The organism is Pseudomonas sp. FFPRI_1, from assembly GCF_055384485.1.
Map to the genome: position 1 here is coordinate 3,409,258 of NZ_AP029168.1, position 18,482 is coordinate 3,427,739.

Consider the following 18,482-nt stretch of genomic DNA (forward strand, 5'->3'; position numbering starts at 1 on the left):
GGGTTCGCCAGCCGCTTCTCAGCTTTCGGCGATTAGGCTCGGCCGGCAGTCCAGGCTCAGGCGCGCGCCACCGCGTTCGCTGGTGCCCACCTCAAGCTTGAAGCCGTGCAGGCTGACGATGGCCGCGACGATCGACAGGCCCAGGCCGAAACCGCCCTGGGCGTTGTTTTCATCCACCCGGTAGAAGCGCCGGAACACCGCTGCCCGTTCCGCCGCAGGAATGCCCGGGCCGGAGTCGAGCACTTCCAGGCGCGGGCTGCCGCCGTCGTCGAGGCCGCGCAAGATCACCTCGCCCCCCGGCGGGGTGAACTTGATCGAATTGCTCAGCAGGTTGGCCAGGGCCTCGAACAGCAAAGCCCGGTCACCGGTGAGGCGCGGCAGGCTCGAAGGCACGTCCAGCACCAGGTTGAGGCGGCCTTCTTCGGCCAGGGGCAGGTAGAAGTCGTGCAACTCCTGCAGCAGGGGCAACGGGTCGAGCTCGAGGAAACCCGAGCGCCGCTGCTGGTCTTCCAGTTCGGAGATGCGCAGCAAACCGCGAAAGCGCGCCATCAGGGTGTCGGCTTCCGCCAGCAGCTGGTCCATCTGCAAGGCCTGGGGCGTGCCTTCCTCGGCCTGTTGCTGCAGGCGATAGAGCTGGGCCCGCAGGCGGGTCAGCGGGGTGCGCAGGTCATGGGCGATGTTGTCGCACACACCCTTGACCTCGTGCATCAGCCGCTCGATGCGTTCGAGCATGGCGTTGACGATGGCCGCCAGCATGTCCAGTTCGTCGCGCCGGTCCGACAGCGGCAGGCGCCGGGTCAGGTCGCCGGCGACTATGGCCTCGGCGCTGGCTTGGATCTGGCGGATGCGCCGCAGCGGCCGGCGGCGCAGCAGGTGCCAGCCGGCAGCCCCGGGAATGATGGTCAGGGAAATGCCCCAGAGCAGGGCGTGGAGGATGATCCGGGTCACCGCGAACAGCGAGCCGTTGTCGCGCACCAGCACCAGCCAGCGGCCGTCCCGGGTGTGGGTGGCCACCGCATCGCAGCTGTCGCGGGGCAGGTTCGGGTCGTCGGAATCGATGCAGTTCTTCAGCTCGTGGATCTTGCCGTCCAGGGGCAGGTCGTCGGGGATCTGGCGGATCGGCCCGCTCAGCGGCCGGCGCTGTTCATCGAACAGGCCGTAGGCGTCGATGGCGCGCATGTCGAAGGTCATGCTGGTGGTCAGGGCCTCCACCAACTGGTCGCCCTCAAAGCGCGCGAACAGGTGCTGGCGCTGCATCAGCGAGTGCTTGGCCAGGCTGTCCAGGTAGGTGGAAACCTCGTAGTACAACACCCCCATGAGGATGCAGCTCCAGGCCACGAACAGCGTGCTGTAGAGCGCCAGCAGGCGGCTGCTGGAGGAGCGCCAGCCTTTAGAGGGGTTCAGCAATGACATAACCCGAGCCTCGCACGGTGCGGATCAACGGGGTCATGCCGGGCGGGTCGATCTTCTTGCGCAGGCGGCCGATGTGCACGTCGATCAGGTTGGTTCCCGGGTCAAAGTGATAGCCCCAGACCTCCTCGAAAATCATCATCCGCGAGAGGATCTGCCCAGTGTTGCGCATCAGGAATTCCAGCAGCTTGTATTCGGTGGGCAGCAGCACCAGCGGTTGTTCGGCGCGGGTCGCCTCGCGGCTGATGAGGTTCAGCTCCAGGTCGGCCACCCGCAGGCTGGTGTCGAAATCCTTGACCGTGCTCTTGCGCCGCAGCAGCACCTCGACCCGGGCCGCCATCTCGTCGGAGGCGAAGGGCTTGGTCAGGTAGTCGTCGCCGCCGGCGCGCAGGCCGCGCACTCGCTCGTCGACGTCGGACAGGGCGCTGATCATTAGGATCGGCGTCGATACGCCAATGGTGCGCAAGGTGGTGACGATGGCCAGGCCGTCCAGCTCCGGCAGCATGCGGTCCAGGGTGATCAGGTCGTAGTCGCCACTGACGGCACGTACCAGGCCTTCGCGGCCGTTGTCCACCCAGTCCACGTCGAGGCCGTGGCTGGTCAGTTCGGCGACGATCTCCCGCGCCGTCACGGCGTCGTCTTCGATGGTCAGAATGCGGGTCATGGGTTTGTACCTGTTCAGCGGTTCATCACACAGGAAGGCATATTGCCAAGAAACCTGCGCCAGGTTCCTAAAAAAACTTTCACTTGCGCTCCCGTGCCCCGGGAAACCGCTGGTAATTGCAGCACCGGCAGGGGCACTGTTCGATCGAGCCGCGGGTCCCGCGAACGGCCTCCCTGGCAAAGCGTTCGAGCCTGAGTGCGCCAGAGGGGGGAAGCTTGATATTATCCGGCCGGTTTCTTGCCAGGAGGCGCAACCATGAATGCCCGCATCCGGGTCGGCTGGAAGCCATTGACCCTGCTGTGCCTGATGCTGCTGGGCAGCACGCTGGTGCTGGCGGCCAATCAGCCCTGTTCCGGTCGCAAGGGCGGCGTCGCCCGCTGCGACGGCGAGCTGTTCCTGTGCAACGACGGCTCCATCAGCGCCTCGAACAAGAACTGTGCGCTGATGTTCGGCCAACCTTCTTCCACGCCTCGGGCCCAGCCGATACTGCGCGATGCCCAGGGCTGCAGTTGTGGCAGTGGCAGTTTCTGCACCGGCCCCCGGGGCGGGGTGTACTGCCTGACCCCCGCTGGCAGCAAGAGCTACAAGCGGCGTTGAAACCTCCGGTGGACCTTCTCTGTATCAAGGTGTTGTGCAATGAAATACGCATCACGTTTCAAAGGCCTGCTGTGGCTGCTGTTGGCCAGCCTGTTGCTGAACCTCGCCGTGGATCTGGCGCTGCGCCTGCCGGGCTACCTGGAGGCCTATGCCGCCGATCCGCGCTATGCGCGCTGGATGCTGGGGTATCGCGGCCTGGACGTCCTGGTGATCGCCCTGATGGCGGTGGTCGTGCCGGGCATCCTGCGCCTGCTGGATTTTCGCCGTTCGGCCTGGCTGGCATTGCCGCTGTTTGCCTTGTGGGGGCAGGGCATCGCGCAACTGGCGCTGCTGGCCAACTGGCTGCTGGCACTGTGGGTCCTGGTGCTGGTGCTGCACTGGTGCGCCACCCGGGGCCGGGAGCTCTACCTGGGCTGGCGGGCCTGAGCGCCGGGCGGGCCGTGCAGAACGCCCGCCCGAAAACCCCCGGGTCGGTAAATTGCACGATCGCGGATTATTTCTTTATCGCAACTCATTGAAATTCAAGGGTTTGTAAAGTTCGTGCAACTGGCACGGTGACTGCAATTCTCCCCTCGAGAGTTGTAACACCATTTTTCATGCCTGGAGCAGAACAACAATGAACAGACCCTCTGAACACCTGGTCGCCACCGCGGATGCCTCGAGCCATTACTCGGGGGTGTCCTGGGCGGCGATCTTCGCCGGTGCCGCGGCGGCGGCGGCCTTGTCGCTGATCCTTTTACTGCTGGGCTTGGGCCTGGGCTTTTCCGCGGTTTCGCCCTGGGCCGGCAGCGGCGTCAGTGCCAAGGGGCTGGGCATCTCCAGCATCGTCTGGTTGGCCCTGACGCAGATCATTGCCGCCGGCCTGGGCGGTTACATCGCCGGGCGCCTGCGGGTGAAGTGGGCCAACCTGCATGGCGATGAAGTGTATTTCCGTGATACCGCCCATGGCTTCCTGGCATGGGCCGTGGCCACCCTGGTCACCGCGACCCTGGTGCTGGGCTCGGTCAGCAGCGTCATCAGCGGCGGCGTGCATGCCGGCGCCCAGGTGGCGTCCGGAGCGGTTGGCGCAGCGACCCAGATGGCCGGCCACGCGGCCAGCCAGGGCGGCGAGGGCGACTACGGTTACTTCGTCGACAGCCTGTTTCGCGACGATCGCCCGGCAGCGGTCAGCGATGACGCGGCCCGCGGGACGGTGTCGCGGATCTTCGTGCGGACCCTGAGCAACGACGGCCAACTGGCCCCCGAGGATCGCAGCTACCTGGCACAACTGGTGGCCCAGCGCACCAACCTCAGCCAGGCCGATGCCGAGCGCCGGGTCGATGAAGTCTTCGCCAAGGCCCGCCAGGCCGTGGAAGAGGCCAAGCAAGCGGCCAAGGAAGCTGCCGACAGCGCCGCTAAAGTGGCGGCCTGGTCGTCGCTGTGGATGTTTATCGCGCTGTTGTGCGGGGCCTTCTTCGCCAGCCTCGCGGCCACCTTCGGCGGTCGCCGTCGGGACGCCGTGGTGTGGCTCGCCAGCGATGCCCAGCCGCGTACCGTCGCCCCCACCCCCGTCAACTGATCCAGGAGAATTCCCATGCGCTCATTACTCTTGTGGTTCCTCGGTGTGCCGATCCCGGTGATTATCCTGATCGCCATCTTCATGCACTAAGCCCGCTTTCCCGCTTCATCCCCTTGCCGTTGCCGGCCTTTGCCGGCAACGGTTTTTTTTGTGTCCAGGGTCTCACTTCGGTGCGCCACAGGCTGCGACCGTGCCTGGCGCAGCCCTTTGCTTGGCCCAGATCAATATTCTTGTCTGACAAAACCACTAGATTGGCCCGCGCTCGGTTCTGACAGCGTTATCGGAACCGCGGTGTTGCCACGTCCTCGCCCCGGGACCCTGGGCGGCGGGATGCCGGCAACCCCACTCACTTTTCACGGATGAACCGCCATGCGTCAGATAGACCGCAACTTTGATATCCAGCCGCTGCAGCATGCGGACATGACCATCAGCCTCAATGGCCAGCCGGTCACCGCTGCCCTGGGCGAGACCGTCCTCAGCGTGATCCAGGCCACCGGCCTGCGCCAGGTGGCGCGCAATGACCATGGGCAGCTGGTCGGAGCCTATTGCGGCATGGGCGTATGCCATTGCTGCCTGGTGCAGATCGATGGCCGACACAAGCGCCGGGCCTGCCAGACCCTGGTGAAGCCGGGGATGCAGGTGCAGACCCTGAGCAACCGCATCAACGAGACGGAGCCCAGCCTATGAGCCTGAATCCGGTGATCGTCGGCGGTGGGCCGGCGGGCATGGCTGCGGCCATCGAACTGGCCGAGCACGGCGTGCACAGCACCTTGATCGAAGAGGCCTCGCGCCTGGGCGGGGTGGTGTTCCGCGGGCCGCTGCGCGATGGCGTGCAGCTCGATTACCTGGGGCCGCGCTATTGCGAGATGCTGGCCAAGCTGCACGGCGACTTTGGTGACCACGAACAGCTGATCGACGTGCGCCTCAACAGCCGGGTGGTCGGTGCCGAGGGCCATGAAAGCCTGGTACTGCTGGACGCCGACGAGCAGGTGCAGCAGGTGGCCTATTCACAGTTGCTGCTGGCCGCCGGCTGCCATGAGCGCAGTGTGCCGTTCCCCGGCTGGACCCTGCCCGGGGTCAAGCTGCTGGGGGGCCTGCAACTGCAGATCAAGAGCGGGGTGGTCAAGCCCCAGAGCCCGGTGGTGATCGCCGGCACCGGGCCGTTGCTGCCGCTGGTGGCGTGCCAGCTGCATGCCTCGGGCGTGCGGGTGGCCGGGGTGTACGAAGCCTGTGCCCTGGGCAAGATCGCCAAGCAGAGCCTGGCGTTGCTGAACAAACCTCAACTGTTTCTCGATGGCCTGAGCATGCTCGCCTACCTCAAGCTGCACGGCATCGCCCTGCGCTACGGCTGGGGCGTGGTCGAGGCCCAGGGCCAGGACGCCTTGAACGTGGTCACCCTGGCGCCTTATTCCAGCGACTGGCAGCCGGACATGTCCAAGGCCCAGCGCGTGGCCGCCCAGACCCTGGCGGTGGGCTACGGCTTCATTCCGCGTACCCAGTTGAGCCAGCAGATGGGCCTGGAGCACAGCTTCAGCGACGACGGCTACCTGCGGGCCGACGCCAATGCCTGGCAGCAGAGCAGCGAACCGCACATTCACCTGGCCGGCGACATGGGCGGCATTCGCGGCGGTGAGGCGGCCATGCTCAGTGGGCGCATCGCTGCGCTGTCGATCCTCATGCAGCGCAATGTCCTGAGCGGCGAAGCAGCCCTGCAACGGCGCGAGGGTTATGAGCGCAAGCTGGCCTCGATCCTGCGCTTTCGCGGTGCGGTGGACCGCTATACCGCGCGTGGCGTTGGACAGATAGAACTGCCCAAGGGCGACACGGTGATCTGCCGTTGCGAGCACACCACCCGCAACGACATCGAACGGGCCCTGGCCCAGGGCGTGCAGGACATGGCCAGCCTGAAGATGCGCACCCGGGTGAGCATGGGCGACTGCCAGGGGCGGATGTGCGTGGGCTACTGCAGCGATCGCCTGCGCCAGGCCACCGGACGCAAGGACGTGGGCTGGATACGCCCGCGCTTCCCCCTCGATCCGATTCCGTTCTCGGCATTCCCGCCATCTGACCAGGAGGTCTCGCAACATGACTAAGCATTACGACGTGGTCATCGCCGGGGGCGGTGTGATCGGGGCGTCCTGCGCCTATCAGTTGTCCAAGCGCCAGGGCCTCAAGGTGGCGCTGATCGACGCCAAGCGTCCGGGCAACGCCAGCCGCGCCTCGGCCGGCGGCCTGTGGGCCATCGGTGAATCGGTGGGCCTGGGCTGCGGGGTGATCTTCTTTCGCATGATGTCGGCCAACCGCAAGCGCGAGGCCCAGGGCTCGGCGGTGGTGGTGGACTCCAGCACCCCGCATATCCTGCCGCAGTCGTTCTTCGACTTTGCCCTGCAGTCCAACGAGCTGTACCCGCGCCTGCACCGCGAGCTGATGGGCCTGCACGGCATGGACTTCAAGTTCGAGCAGACCGGGCTCAAGTTCGTTATCTATGACGAAGAAGACCGCCTCTACGCCGAGCACATCGTCGGCTGCATCCCGCACCTGGCGGACCAGGTGCGCTGGCTCGACCAGGCGGCCCTGCGGGCCTCTGAGCCGACCATCAGCCACGAAGCCCAGGGCGCCCTGGAGTTCCTCTGCGACCATCAGGTCAACCCGTTCCGCCTGACCGACGCCTACACCGAAGGCGCCCGGCAGAATGGCGTGGATGTGTATTTCAACACCAACGTCACCGGCGTCCTGCGCCAGGGCAACCGGGTCACTGGGGTACAGACCGCCGAGGCCGGGGTGTTCCATTGCTCGACCCTGATCAATGCCGCCGGCGCCTGGGCTGCCGAACTCAGCCTGCAGGCCACCGGGGTGGAGATTCCGGTGAAGCCGGTCAAGGGCCAGATCCTGCTCACCGAGCGCATGCCCAAGCTGCTTAATGGCTGCCTGACCACCAGCGACTGCTACATGGCGCAGAAGGACAACGGCGAGATCCTGATCGGCAGCACCACCGAGGACAAGGGCTTCGACGTCAGCACCACCTACCCGGAAATCAATGGCCTGGTGCAGGGGGCGGTGCGTTGCATCCCCGAGCTGGCCAACGTCAACCTCAAGCGTTGCTGGGCCGGATTGCGCCCGGGTTCGCCGGACGAGTTGCCGATCCTCGGGGCCATGGACGGGATCGAGGGCTACCTCAATGCCTGCGGGCATTTCCGCACGGGCATCCTGACCTCGGCGATTACCGGTGTACTGCTGGACAAACTGGTGAACGACGAACCTCTGCCGCTGGACATCACACCATTCCTGGCCCGGCGTTTCGCCACCGCCCCGGCGAAAAAACAGCCGCTCCCCGCCTGACCTCCAGTCCTCTTCGCCGGCAAGCCGGCTCCTACAGGGAACGGCACGGTCTACCTGCCTGCTGTAGGAGCTGGCTTGCCAGCGAAGGCGGCTTCAAGAACGCTGCCATACTTGCGGTCCTCTTCGCCGGCAAGCCGGCTCCTACAGGGAACGGCATGGCCTACCTGCCTGCTGTAGGAGCTGGCTTGCCAGCGAAGGCGGCTCAAGAGCGCTGCAATACTCGCGACCCTCTTCGCCGGCAAGCCGGCTCCTACGGGGAACGGCACGGTCTACCTGCCTGCTGTAGGAGCTGGCTTGCCAGCGAAGGCGGCTTCAACAACGCTGCAATACTCGCGATCCTATTCGCCGGCAAGCCGGCTCCTACAGGGAACTGCACGATCTACCTGTCTGCTGTAGGAGCTGGCTTGCCAGCGAAGGCGGCTTCAAGAGCGCTGCAATACTCGCGATCCTCTTCGCCGGCAAGCCGGCTCCTACGGGGAACGGCACGGTCGACCTGCCTGCTGTAGGAGCTGGCTTGCCAGCGAAGGCGGCTTCAAGAGCGCTGCAATACTCGCGGCCCTCTTCGCCGGCAAGCCGGCTCCTACAGGGGACCGCACGGTCTATCTGCCTGCTGTAGGAGCTGGCTTGCCAGCGAAGGCGGCTTCAACAACGCTGCAATACTTGCGGTCCTCTTCGCCGGCAAGCCGGCCCCTGCGCGGATGTGCAGGGTCGCTGTAGGCGCTGGGCTCAGGCGGCAGGGGTGGCAAGGAACACTGGCAGTTGCTCGGCGTATTCGGCAAAGCCGCGCACCGCCGGGAATTGCTCGGGACCGAACTGGTCCGCCACCATCATCTGACTGAAGCTCCAGGCCACCGCCAGGCTGATCCCGGCCTGGCTCAGGGAGCCGTCACGGGGCAGCGGTTGATGCTGCAACTCTCGCTCCAGCTCGGCATAGGCGGCCTGCAACTGGCCGCCGATCCGCTCCAGCCAGGGGCCGTGCTGTTTCTCCAGCGGGCGCAGTTTTCTTTCGTAGACGATCTGCACCGACTTCTCGCAGGCCGCCAGGGCCAGGCCGATCAGGCGCAACTCATGCAAACGCTGGGGCGCCGCCTGGGGCATCAGGCTGTTTTGACCGCCGGCCAGGGTTTCCAGGTAATCGATGATCAGGCTCGAATCCATCAGCACCTCGCCACCCTCGCAGACCAGGGTCGGTGCCTTGACCACCGGGTTGATCGCCTGGAACTGTTCGAAGGTGCTGAACACCGAGACCGAGTGATGCTCGAAGGGCAGCTTCAGGCATTTGAGGCTGATGGCCACGCGGCGCACGTAGGGTGAATCGAGCATTCCAATAAGCTGCATCGAGTATCTCCTGGTCTTGAGTGGTACTACGCAAGGGAGCGGCGCGGCTAATTTAGCGGCATTGCGCGGGCCTTGAACAGGGCTTTGCTGCAGCCGTTGGCGCAGGCCGTGCCGCGGCTATCTTGGGGTTAGCGCAGCCGTGGCCGCAGGCACCACCAGACCAGGCCCAGGGCCAGGCTGAACAGGCCGGTCAGGGCCTGCAGCGAACCGCCCGGACTGTCCACCAACAGGCTGGCCAGCAGCCCGCAGCCCGCGGTCATGGCCATCTGGATAAAGAAAAACAGCCCCGAAGCCGTGCCCGCCACCGCCGCATAGGGCTGCAGGATCGCCAGCTGGCAGGCGGGAATCGCCAGGCCCACCGAGAACATCAGCGCCAGCATCGGCAGCACGATCGCCCACAGGCTGTCGGGCCACAGGCTGCGAGTCAGCAGTAACAGGCCGGCGCCGGCCAGGTTCAACAGGCAGGCCGCGCTGATCAGGCGGTCGGCACCGTGGCGTGGCGCCAAGCGCTGGAACCATCGCGAGCCCAGCAGGTAGCCGGCCACGGTGGCGGCGAACACCAGGGCATAGACCCCGGGAGACAACCCCAGCTGGCGCTGCAACAGCGCCGGCGACTGCAGGATAAACGGGAAATAGGTGCAGTACAGGCAGCCGATGGCCAGGGAATAGCGCATGAAATAGGCCTCGCTCAGCAGGCGCAGGTACAGGCGCAGCAGGTTTTCGCCGGCCGCCGGCTGCGGGGCTGGCGGCCGGGTTTCGGCCAGTCGCTTGTACATCAGCAGCCAGGCTGCCGCGGCCACCAGGCTCAGGCACAGGAACAGCCCGCGCCAGCCCAGCAGATGGTTGATCAGGCTGCCCAGGGGCGGCGCCAGCATCGGCGACAGGGCAATGCCCATGGACAACAGCCCGAGCAACCGTGCCTGCTCCTCGGGCGCGCAGCGGTCACGCACCATGACCCGTCCCACCAGGGTGCCGCAGCAACCGCCCAGGGCCTGCACCAGGCGTGCGGCCATCAGTGCTTCGACGCAGGTGGCGAGCATGCACGCCAGGCTGGCCAGCAGAAACAGCGCGGTGCCCGCCAGCAGCACCGGACGCCGCCCGTAGCGGTCGCACAGGGGGCCGCCCAGCAGCATCGACAGGGCATAGCCGAGCATGTACAGGCTCAGGGTCAGCTGCAGCTGGGCATCGCTGGCCTTCAGTTGGTCAGCCATGGCCGGCAGTGCCGGCAGGTACAGGTCGATGCTGATCCGTGGCAGGCAGACCACCACCAGCAGCAACAGGGTCCAGAGCCAGGGGGCGAGGGGGCGTTCGCTGGTGATGGAGTGGGGCGGGGCGTTGGCGATTGGCGGCATGACAGGCTCGGGGCAGGTGGCTAAGGCGCTGAAATTAAGCGCCTCGTGGTTTAATGCCGAGCACCATTTAGGCCGCTTTTGACTGGACCACTATGAGCCGTGGCAAACACCCCGTGCCCCTCGACCTGCCGCTGCCCCAGCACTGCCCTGAAGCCCCGGGCAAACAGGACAGCGCCTACAGCGCTCTGCGCCAGGCGATCCTGGAAAAGCGCCTGCCGGCCGGCTGTCGCTTGCCCTCGACCCGCACCCTGGCCCAGCGCTGGGGCCTGTCCCGGGGCACCCTGGAAGTGGTCTTCGACCGCCTGCGCAGCGAAGGTTATGTGAGCCGGGCCAGCGGTTCCGGGACCCGGGTCTGCGCGGTGGTGCCGGACCTGTACCTGAGCGCCCCGGCCCGAGTGGCACCGCTCGCCGCCGATGACCATGAGCCACCGTACCCACCCCTCAGCGTGCGGGCCGGCCAGCCCTTTGTCGCCCGCCTGGCCGACCCGGCGCTGTTTCCCCTGCAACGCTGGACCCGTTCCCTGACCCGGGCCCTGGGCAATGCCTCGGCGCAGTCGCTGTGGGATGCCGACCCCGGCGGCTTGGCGGCGCTGCGCCAGCAGATCGCCCAGTACCTGGGGCAGCACCGGGGCATCGCCTGCGAGGCGCAGCAGGTGATGATCACCACCGGCATCCGCCACGGCCTCGACCTGTTGGCCCGCAGCCTGCTGCAGGCCGGCGACAAGGTGTGCCTGGAAGACCCCGGCTACCTGTCGGCCAAGAGCCTGTTCGCCCTGGCCGGAGCGCGGCTGATGCCGATTGCGCTGGAGGAGGACGGGATCGATGTGCAGCAGCTGCAACGCCATCGCGATGCCCGTATGGTCTACGTCACCCCGGCTCACCAGGCGCCCCTGGGCATGACCATGCCGGTGTCCCGGCGCCTGGCCCTGCTGGAATGGGCCCGGCACAGCGAGGCCTGGGTGGTGGAGGACGACTACGACAGCGAGTTCAACTACCAGAGCGCGCCCCTGGCGGCCCTCAAGTCCCTGGACCGGGATGACCGGGTGATCTACTGCGGCAGTTTCAACAAGACCCTGTTCGCCGGCCTGCGGGTGGGCTTCATGCTGGTGCCTGAACGTCTGCGCCCGCAGTTGCTGGCGACCTTGCAGAACACCGGGCGCTCGGTGGGGGTGATCGAGCAGTTGGCCCTGGCCGACTACATCGCCAGTGGCGCCTTCCTGCGCAACCTGCGGGCGGCGCGCCAGGCCTATCAGGAACGCCGCGACCTGCTGCTGGCGATCCTTGCCCGGGAGGCGCCGGGCTGCTACCGCGTCAGCGGCCAGCAGGCCGGGCTGCACCTGCTGCTGGAGCTGCCGCCGGGCAGCGATGAGGCGGGCTTTCGCCAACGCGCCGCCGAGCAGGGCCTGCTGTTGCAGGGGCTGGCCGAGCACTGCCAGCAGGCGCGCCGGCCGGCGGCGGTGATCGTCGGCTACGCGGCCCTGAGCCTGGCGCAGATCCGCTTCAGCGGCTCGCGCCTGGCGGCGCTGCTGGTGGCCGAGGCGGGGCGTGTACATGGCCGCTGACTGTCATCTGTCTGTCATGTCGCTCGGGCAACCTCGGTGCCCCGGCCTCTGGCCTTTGTGCACTACAGGGACGTCATGATCATTGTCACCTCCGGCGCGGCCTATCTGGATATCGACGCCTACGCCGGTTGCATCGCCTATGCCGAGTGGCTCAACCTCAGCGGTCGCCCGGCCCGGGCCTTGAGCAGCGCACCGCTCAACGAGAGCATCCCGGTGCTGTTCCGCCAGCGCCTCAAGGGCCTGGACCGCCATGTCCCGCAAGGGGCTGACCGGTTCGTGCTGGTGGACATTTCCAATCACCTGCATCTGGACCCGCTGGTGGACCTGAACCGCGTGGTGGAGGTCATCGACCATCACCCGGGTTTCGAGGCCTTCTGGGACGAACGCCTGGGCCGGCACGCGGATATCCGCCAGATCGGCGCCGCCTGCACCCAGGTCTACGAGCGCTGGCGCGACTCCGGGCTGCTGCCCAGGATCAGCCGTGACAGCGCGCAACTGCTGGCGGCGGGGATTCTCGACAACACCCTGAACTTCACCGACCGGGGCTGCACAGCGGCGGACCGCCAGGCCTACGCCGCCCTGGCGGCACTGGCCGACCTGGGGCCCGGCTGGGCGCAAGACTATTTCCAGCAATGCCAGCAGCAGATCGAAGCGCAACTGCCCCAGGCCCTGCTCAAGGACCTCAAGCTGCTCGAACCTTCCAGCAACCTGCCGCGGCGCTTCGCCCAGCTGACCCTGTGGCACGCCGAGGGCCTGCTGGCGCGCCAGCGCAGCCTGATCGAACAGGTGCTGGGGCAGTGGGGCGATGACTGGCTGCTGAACCTGATCGGCCTCAGCGAGGGCACCAGCTATTTGCTGACCGGCAGCCCGGACAGTGCCCGCCAGCTCGAACGGCTGCTAGAGTGCAGCACCCTGGACGGCGTGCATTGCCCGGGCCGGCCGATCCTGCGCAAGGAACTGCTGCGCAAGGGCCTGGCGCTGCAGGGCGCGTCCTGACCCCGGAGAGCCCCATGGACCTTGAACAACGGTTGCAGCAAGTGCATGACGAACAGAGCTTCCTCGACTTCGTCCAGGCGCTGATTGCCGACCGCCGCCAGGCGCAGCGCACTGTCCAGGCCGGCGAGGCCGACAGTTGGCAGAACCACTCCATCGAAGACTTTCTCGACGGCGCCCACGCCTGGGCCGAGGCCACTGGCATCGGTGCCACCCAGAGGCTGGTGGAGGCCTCGCCCTGGCAGCGTTTCGCGGTGTTCCTGTACTGCGGCAAGATCTACGAGTAGGGCCACCGCAAGCGCCCCGTCGGTTGCTGGCAGGCGGCTAGGCTGAGCTTCTGCAGCGCCGGACGCGGCGCGGGAGGTGGGCCATGGGTCAGGACCAAAACGCACTGGTGCTATCCGGGGGCGGCAGCCCGGGTGCCCTGCTGGCCCACAGCCATGGACCGGTGTCGGGCTAGTCGTCGAAGCCGCCCTGTTCGTGTATCTCGTCCATCTTCAGTTCCAGGCGGTAGGCCACGGCGATGAACAGCGCCTGGCACAGGCACAGGGTGGCGCTCAGTGAACGAAAGGCGAAGGAGCTGCCTTCATTGACCAGCAGCGCCGCGTTGGCCCGCTTGGCCAGGGGCGAGAGCGTGCTGTCGGTGATGATCAGGGTCTTGGCCTGGTTGTGCTGGGCGATGCGCAGGCAGTGCTGGGTTTCCTTGGCATAGGGGGTGAAGCTGATGGCGATCACCAGGTCGTTGGGGCGGATGCTGCGCATCTGTTCCCGGTAGCTGCCGCCCAGGCCCGACACCAAGTGAATGCGCTTGTTGGTGTGCTGCAGGTTGTACACCAGGTAGTCGGCCACGGCGAAGGAACGGCGCACCCCCACCACGTAGATGTTGTCGGCGTTGACCACCAGCTCCACGGCCTTGTCGAAGGTCGCGTCGTCCAGCTCCAGGCCCAGGCGCTCGATACCGGAAAGGGTGGCGCTGATGCATTCCCGGGCCAGGTCGCCGCCGCTGGCCTTCTGCGACTTGTTGGCGATCATGCTGCGGATGCGCTGCTGGTAGTTCTGTACCGGCGTCGCCTTGTGGGTGTAGGCCTCGCGAAACAGCGCCTGCATTTCACTGAAGCCGCTGAAGCCGAAACGCTGGGAGAATCGCACGATGGCCGAGGGGTGCACTTCGCATTCCCGGGCAATGTCGCTGATCCGGTCGACCATGATCCGGTCGCTCTGCTGGCTCATGTAGCTGGCGATGCGCTTGAGCTGGCGGGGCAGGCCTTCGTATTCCCGGGTAATCAACTGCAGCAGGCGCTCGGCATTGATCGGGGGGCTGGCGAGGTCGCTCTGTGGCGTGCTCTCGGACAAGGCCGGCTGATCGGTGCTGGACATAAGGAATCCTTCTGACGGGTGCTGAGGCGGCGACCGCGGGCGTCGCCCCCTGGCAATGGGGTGGCTGGGCGCAGTCTACAGGGTCGCTGCCGGGAAAATCTTCGAAGAGCGCGGCTCCGGCGCCTTGCTGAAACGATGCACGCCGCACCCCTGGGCGCTGCAAAAAAGTTTAATGGAAAAAATATTCCAAGTAAAAAATTTATGGAATAAATATTGATTGAGGCCGACAGACGTTCTAGTCTGCATCCACCTAGAGGGCCTGCGGCGCCGACAAGGGCGGTGGGCAGCGGCTGATAAAAATAACAGGAGCCAGCATGGGCCAGACTCGTTTTGCCAGTGGGCGTCAATTGGATCTGATCTGCCTTGGACGCCTGGGCGTTGACCTTTATGCCCAGCAGGTGGGGGCCAGGCTGGAGGATGTCGGCAGCTTCGCCAAGTACCTCGGCGGCTCGTCCGCCAACATCGCCTTCGGCACCGCGCGGCTGGGCCTGAAGTCGGCAATGCTGAGCCGGGTCGGCGACGATCACATGGGGCGCTTCCTGCTGGAATCGCTGCAGCGCGAGGGCTGCGATGTCAGTGCGGTCAAGGTCGACCCCGAGCGTCTCACCGCCCTGGTGCTGCTGGGCCTCAAGGATCGCGAAACCTTTCCCCTGGTGTTCTACCGCGAGAACTGCGCCGACATGGCCCTGGCCGCCGAGGACATCGACGAAGCCTTTATCGCTTCGAGCAAGGCGCTGCTGATCACCGGCACCCATTTCTCCGCCGACGGCGTGTATCGGGCCAGCGTCCAGGCCCTGGAGCATGCCGAGCGCCATGCTGTGCTGCGGGTCCTGGACATCGACTATCGCCCGGTGCTCTGGGGCCTGGCGGGCAAGGCCGATGGGCAGACCCGGTTTGTCGCCGACCAGCAGGTCAGCCAGCATGTGCAGGGCATCCTGCCGCGCTTTGAGCTGATCGTCGGCACTGAAGAGGAATTTCTCATCGCCGGCGGCCATCAGCAGTTGCTGCCGGCCTTGCGCCGGGTCCGCGAGCTGACGGCCGCGACCCTGGTGCTCAAGCTTGGCCCCCAGGGTTGCATGGTGATCCGTGGCGCGATTCCACAGCGCCTGGAAGACGCCAGGCTCTACCCCGGGGTGCAAGTGGAAGTGCTCAATGTGCTGGGGGCCGGCGATGCCTTCATGTCCGGTTTTCTCAGTGGCTGGCTGCAAGGGGCCGACGATGAGCGCTGCTGCCAGCTGGCCAATGCCTGTGGCGGCCTGGTGGTGTCGCGCCATGCCTGTGCCCCGGCCATGCCGACCCCGGCGGAGCTGCAATACCTGTTCGCCAGCCCGCTGCCCATTACCCGCCCGGACCAGGACCCGGTGCTGCAGCGCCTGCATCAGGTCAGCGTGCCGCGCAAGGCCTGGCGGCCACTGTTCATCTTCGCCTTCGACCACCGCGGACAGTTGGTGGAACTGGCCCAGCAGAGCGGCCGCGAACTCAAGGCCATCGGCCAGCTCAAGCAACTGTTCATCGAGGCCGTGCAACGGGTTGAAGGCGACCTGCGCCGCCAGGGCATCGAGGCCGACGTTGGCCTGCTGGCCGACCAGCGCTTTGCCCAGGATGCGCTGAACGCCGCCACCGGCCGTGGCTGGTGGGTCGCGCGCCCGGTGGAGGTGCAAGGCTCGCGCCCCCTGGCGTTCGAACACGGGCGCTCGATCGGCAGCAACCTGCTCACCTGGCCCCAGGAGCAGATCATCAAGTGCCTGGTGCAGTACCACCCCGACGACGAGCCCCTGCTGCGCCTGGAACAGGAAGCGCAGATCAAGGGCCTGTACCAGGCGTCACAGGCCAGCGGCCATGAGCTGCTGCTGGAAATCATCCCGCCCAGGGACCTGCCCGGTGCCCACCCGGAGGAGCTGTACCGGGCCATCAAGCGTCTGTACAACCTGGGCATCTACCCGGCCTGGTGGAAGATCGAGGGCCAGAGCGCCGAGCAGTGGCAACGCCTGGACCAGTTGATCCAGGAGCGCGACCCCTATTGCCGGGGCGTGGTGCTGCTGGGGCTCAATGCGCCACCTGCGACCCTGGCCGAAAGCTTTCGCCAGGCGGCCCAGAGTCGCACTTGCCGGGGGTTTGCCGTGGGCCGCACGATCTTCCAGGAACCCAGCCGGGCCTGGCTTGCCGGGGAGATCGACGACCAGGCGCTGATCGCCCGGGTGCAGGGCACCTTTGAGCAATTGATCGCTGCCTGGCGCAGTGCGCGGCAGGCGCCGTGATCGCCCGCAGCGACCCAACCCCAGGGCACAGGGCAAGCACCGGGGGCCATAGAAGGGCGTCTGCCCGGATCCAAACAAAGCAAGGCACAGCTGGAACCGTGGCCAGGGAGCCTGCTCCCGCTGGAGTGCACAGCACTCCTCGACAGGCCCCGCGCAGTAGCTGAAAGGGGCCGGTCGGCATTTTGTGCCGCCGCCATGTGATCTGGCGCGAGCCAGCTCCCTTGCCACCAGGGCCTCGCGCGGGTGGCGGGGGATCTTCAAGCGTTATCTGAACAACAATAAAAGGTGCAGCCATGCCCGCGATTCGAATTGGCATCAACCCGATCTCCTGGAGCAACGACGACCTGCCGTTCCTGGGCGGGGAAACACCCCTGGAGACGGCGCTGGCCGAGGGCCAGGCCATCGGCTACGAAGGCTTTGAGCTCAACGGCAAGTTCCCCCGGGACGCCCAGGGCGTGGCCGATGTGCTGCGGCCCTACGGCCTGGCCCTGGTGTCGGGCTGGTATTCCAGCCGCCTGGCCAGGCGTTCGGTGGCGCAGGAGATCGATGCCATCGCCGCCCATGTGCAACTGCTGGCACACAACGGCGCCACGGTGCTGGTCTACGGCGAGGTCGCCGATTCGATCCAGGGCCAGCCCATTGCCCTGGTGGAGCGCCCGCGCTTTCATTCCGAACAGGCCTGGCAGGACTACGCCGACAAGCTCACCGAGCTTGCGCGTTTCACCCTGTCCCAGGGGGTGCGCCTGGCCTATCACCACCACATGGGCGCCTATGTCGAATCCGCCGCCGACATCGACCAGCTGATGCGGCGCACCGGCCCCGAGGTCGGTCTGCTGTTCGATTCGGGCCACTGCTACATGGGCGGCGGTGACCCCCTGGCAGTACTGCGCCGGCACATCGACCGGGTCTGCCATGTGCACTTCAAGGACGTGCGCAAGGCGGTGGTGCAACTGGCACGCAATAACCTCTGGAGCTTTCCCGATTGCATCATCAACGGCACCTTCACCGTGCCCGGCGACGGCGATATCGACTTCGCGGCCTTGCTGGAAGTGCTGCTGGACGCCGGTTATCAAGGCTGGCTGGTGGTGGAGGCCGAGCAGGATCCGGCAGTCGCTCCCAGCCAGGCCTATGCCCAGAAGGGCTACGACACGCTGCGCGCCTTGCTCGACCGCGCCCGGCCAGGGAGGGCTGGCCAATGAGCCTGTTGCAGAAGGCGGCCGCCACCGGCCGGACCCTGGTCCAGCTCACGGACGGCGCATTGCACTACGTGGGGTTCGCCGCCTACCGCCTGAGCCTTGGCGAGCGCTTGGCGCTGAGTGCCGGTGACCGCGAGTTGTGCCTGGTGTTGCTCAGCGGGCGGGTGGATATCCACGGCGAGACGCCGGGGCAGGGCCGGTTTCAGTGGGACAATCTCGGCGAGCGCCATTCGGTGTTCGAGGAGCTGTCGCCGTTCGCCGCCTACTTGCCGCCGGATACTCAGGTGCAGGTCAGCGCCCTGAGCGAGGTGCAGATCGCCGTCTGCGCTGCCCCCGGCTCCCGCGAGGCCGGCCTGGGGCCACGGTTGATCCGCCCGGAACAGTGCAAGCGCAGCGTGCGCGGCCGGGGCGCCAACACCCGCTATGTCTGCGACATCCTGCCGGACAGCGAGCCGGCCCATTCGCTGCTGGTGGTGGAGGTGCGCACGCCGTCGGGGCACTCCTCCAGCTACCCGCCGCACAAGCACGACACCGATGACTGGCCGCGCCAGAGCTTTCTCGAGGAAACCTACTACCACCAGGTCCACCCGCCCCAGGGCTTCGTGTTCCAGCGGGTCTACACCGACGATCGCAGCATCGACCAGGCCATGGCGGTGGAGCACCACGACCTGGTGGTGGTGCCCAAGGGCTACCACCCGGTCAGCGTGCCTTATGGCTACGAGTCCTATTACCTGAATGTCATGGCCGGGCCGAAGCGGGTCTGGCAGTTCCATAACGATCCGCAGCACAGCTGGCTGCTGGACCTCTGAAACCCTTGCTTGGCCAATGCCCCGTGGGA

At 66.5% G+C, this 18,482-nt stretch carries 17 protein-coding genes; 12 read left to right on the top strand and 5 right to left on the bottom strand.

What is annotated here, in order from left to right:
• Window positions 1-18 precede the first annotated feature (18 nt).
• A complete protein-coding gene (locus ACZ5BO_RS15235) occupies window positions 19-1,413 on the bottom strand; it encodes a sensor histidine kinase (protein WP_025128137.1) in 1,395 nt (464 codons plus the stop codon).
• A complete protein-coding gene (locus ACZ5BO_RS15240; RefSeq protein ID WP_025128138.1) occupies window positions 1,391-2,074 on the bottom strand; it encodes a response regulator transcription factor in 684 nt (227 codons plus the stop codon). The genes ACZ5BO_RS15235 and ACZ5BO_RS15240 overlap by 23 nt, the downstream gene beginning before the upstream one ends.
• 255 nt (window positions 2,075-2,329) lie before the next feature.
• Between ACZ5BO_RS15240 and ACZ5BO_RS15245 the strand changes: the two genes are divergently transcribed.
• The 6 genes from ACZ5BO_RS15245 (at window position 2,330) to hcnC (ending at window position 7,568) form a co-directional block, all read left to right on the top strand.
• The gene (locus ACZ5BO_RS15245) at window positions 2,330-2,671 is read left to right on the top strand and encodes a YdcA family protein (RefSeq protein WP_464700771.1); all 342 of its coding nucleotides are present in this window, start codon (window positions 2,330-2,332) and stop codon (window positions 2,669-2,671) included.
• Between the two features lie 39 nt (window positions 2,672-2,710).
• The gene (locus ACZ5BO_RS15250; protein WP_025128140.1) at window positions 2,711-3,097 is read left to right on the top strand and encodes a hypothetical protein; all 387 of its coding nucleotides are present in this window, start codon (window positions 2,711-2,713) and stop codon (window positions 3,095-3,097) included.
• 190 nt (window positions 3,098-3,287) lie between these two features.
• On the top strand, window positions 3,288-4,229 hold the full coding sequence (locus ACZ5BO_RS15255) for a membrane protein (protein WP_025128141.1): 942 nt from the start codon (window positions 3,288-3,290) through the stop codon (window positions 4,227-4,229).
• A gap of 369 nt (window positions 4,230-4,598) precedes the next feature.
• The gene (hcnA, locus tag ACZ5BO_RS15260) at window positions 4,599-4,916 is read left to right on the top strand and encodes a cyanide-forming glycine dehydrogenase subunit HcnA (protein WP_025128142.1); all 318 of its coding nucleotides are present in this window, start codon (window positions 4,599-4,601) and stop codon (window positions 4,914-4,916) included.
• Entirely contained in the window at window positions 4,913-6,322 is a 1,410-nt protein-coding gene (hcnB, locus tag ACZ5BO_RS15265) for a cyanide-forming glycine dehydrogenase subunit HcnB (protein ID WP_025128143.1), read from the top strand. The genes hcnA and hcnB overlap by 4 nt, the downstream gene beginning before the upstream one ends.
• On the top strand, window positions 6,315-7,568 hold the full coding sequence (hcnC, locus tag ACZ5BO_RS15270; RefSeq protein WP_025128144.1) for a cyanide-forming glycine dehydrogenase subunit HcnC: 1,254 nt from the start codon (window positions 6,315-6,317) through the stop codon (window positions 7,566-7,568). Before hcnB ends, hcnC begins: the two co-directional genes overlap by 8 nt.
• 726 nt (window positions 7,569-8,294) lie before the next feature.
• On the opposite strand, the gene ACZ5BO_RS15275 is transcribed toward hcnC, so the two are convergent.
• Both ACZ5BO_RS15275 and ACZ5BO_RS15280 read right to left on the bottom strand, forming a co-directional pair.
• The gene (locus tag ACZ5BO_RS15275) at window positions 8,295-8,906 is read right to left on the bottom strand and encodes a glutathione S-transferase (protein ID WP_464700775.1); all 612 of its coding nucleotides are present in this window, start codon (window positions 8,904-8,906) and stop codon (window positions 8,295-8,297) included.
• A 128-nt stretch (window positions 8,907-9,034) separates the two neighbouring features.
• Window positions 9,035-10,258 (bottom strand): multidrug effflux MFS transporter, encoded by a 1,224-nt coding sequence (locus tag ACZ5BO_RS15280; RefSeq protein ID WP_464700777.1) that lies wholly within the window; start codon window positions 10,256-10,258, stop codon window positions 9,035-9,037.
• A 92-nt stretch (window positions 10,259-10,350) separates the two neighbouring features.
• Here ACZ5BO_RS15280 and pdxR point away from each other — a divergent pair, with 92 nt between their 5' ends.
• From pdxR to ACZ5BO_RS15295, 3 genes are all read left to right on the top strand, one after another.
• On the top strand, window positions 10,351-11,820 hold the full coding sequence (pdxR, locus tag ACZ5BO_RS15285) for a MocR-like pyridoxine biosynthesis transcription factor PdxR (RefSeq protein ID WP_464700779.1): 1,470 nt from the start codon (window positions 10,351-10,353) through the stop codon (window positions 11,818-11,820).
• Window positions 11,821-11,895: 75 nt separating this feature from the next.
• Window positions 11,896-12,816 (top strand): DHH family phosphoesterase, encoded by a 921-nt coding sequence (locus ACZ5BO_RS15290; protein WP_464700781.1) that lies wholly within the window; start codon window positions 11,896-11,898, stop codon window positions 12,814-12,816.
• Between the two features lie 14 nt (window positions 12,817-12,830).
• Window positions 12,831-13,100 (top strand): DUF7660 family protein, encoded by a 270-nt coding sequence (locus ACZ5BO_RS15295; protein ID WP_464700783.1) that lies wholly within the window; start codon window positions 12,831-12,833, stop codon window positions 13,098-13,100.
• Between the two features lie 169 nt (window positions 13,101-13,269).
• Here ACZ5BO_RS15295 and ACZ5BO_RS15300 read toward each other — a convergent pair whose 3' ends face one another.
• The gene (locus ACZ5BO_RS15300) at window positions 13,270-14,190 is read right to left on the bottom strand and encodes a MurR/RpiR family transcriptional regulator (protein WP_025128150.1); all 921 of its coding nucleotides are present in this window, start codon (window positions 14,188-14,190) and stop codon (window positions 13,270-13,272) included.
• A 314-nt stretch (window positions 14,191-14,504) separates the two neighbouring features.
• On the opposite strand from ACZ5BO_RS15300, the gene ACZ5BO_RS15305 reads away from it, so the two are divergent.
• The 3 genes from ACZ5BO_RS15305 to iolB all read left to right on the top strand — a co-directional run bounded on the left by ACZ5BO_RS15305 (window position 14,505) and on the right by iolB (window position 18,453).
• A complete protein-coding gene (locus tag ACZ5BO_RS15305; protein WP_464700785.1) occupies window positions 14,505-16,448 on the top strand; it encodes a bifunctional 5-dehydro-2-deoxygluconokinase/5-dehydro-2-deoxyphosphogluconate aldolase in 1,944 nt (647 codons plus the stop codon).
• 293 nt (window positions 16,449-16,741) lie between these two features.
• Window positions 16,742-17,647, top strand: a complete 906-nt coding sequence (gene iolE / locus ACZ5BO_RS15310) for a myo-inosose-2 dehydratase (RefSeq protein ID WP_464700787.1) — start codon at window positions 16,742-16,744, stop codon at window positions 17,645-17,647.
• Entirely contained in the window at window positions 17,644-18,453 is an 810-nt protein-coding gene (iolB, locus tag ACZ5BO_RS15315) for a 5-deoxy-glucuronate isomerase (RefSeq protein WP_464700789.1), read from the top strand. The genes iolE and iolB overlap by 4 nt, the downstream gene beginning before the upstream one ends.
• The last annotated feature ends 29 nt before the right edge of the window (window positions 18,454-18,482 follow it).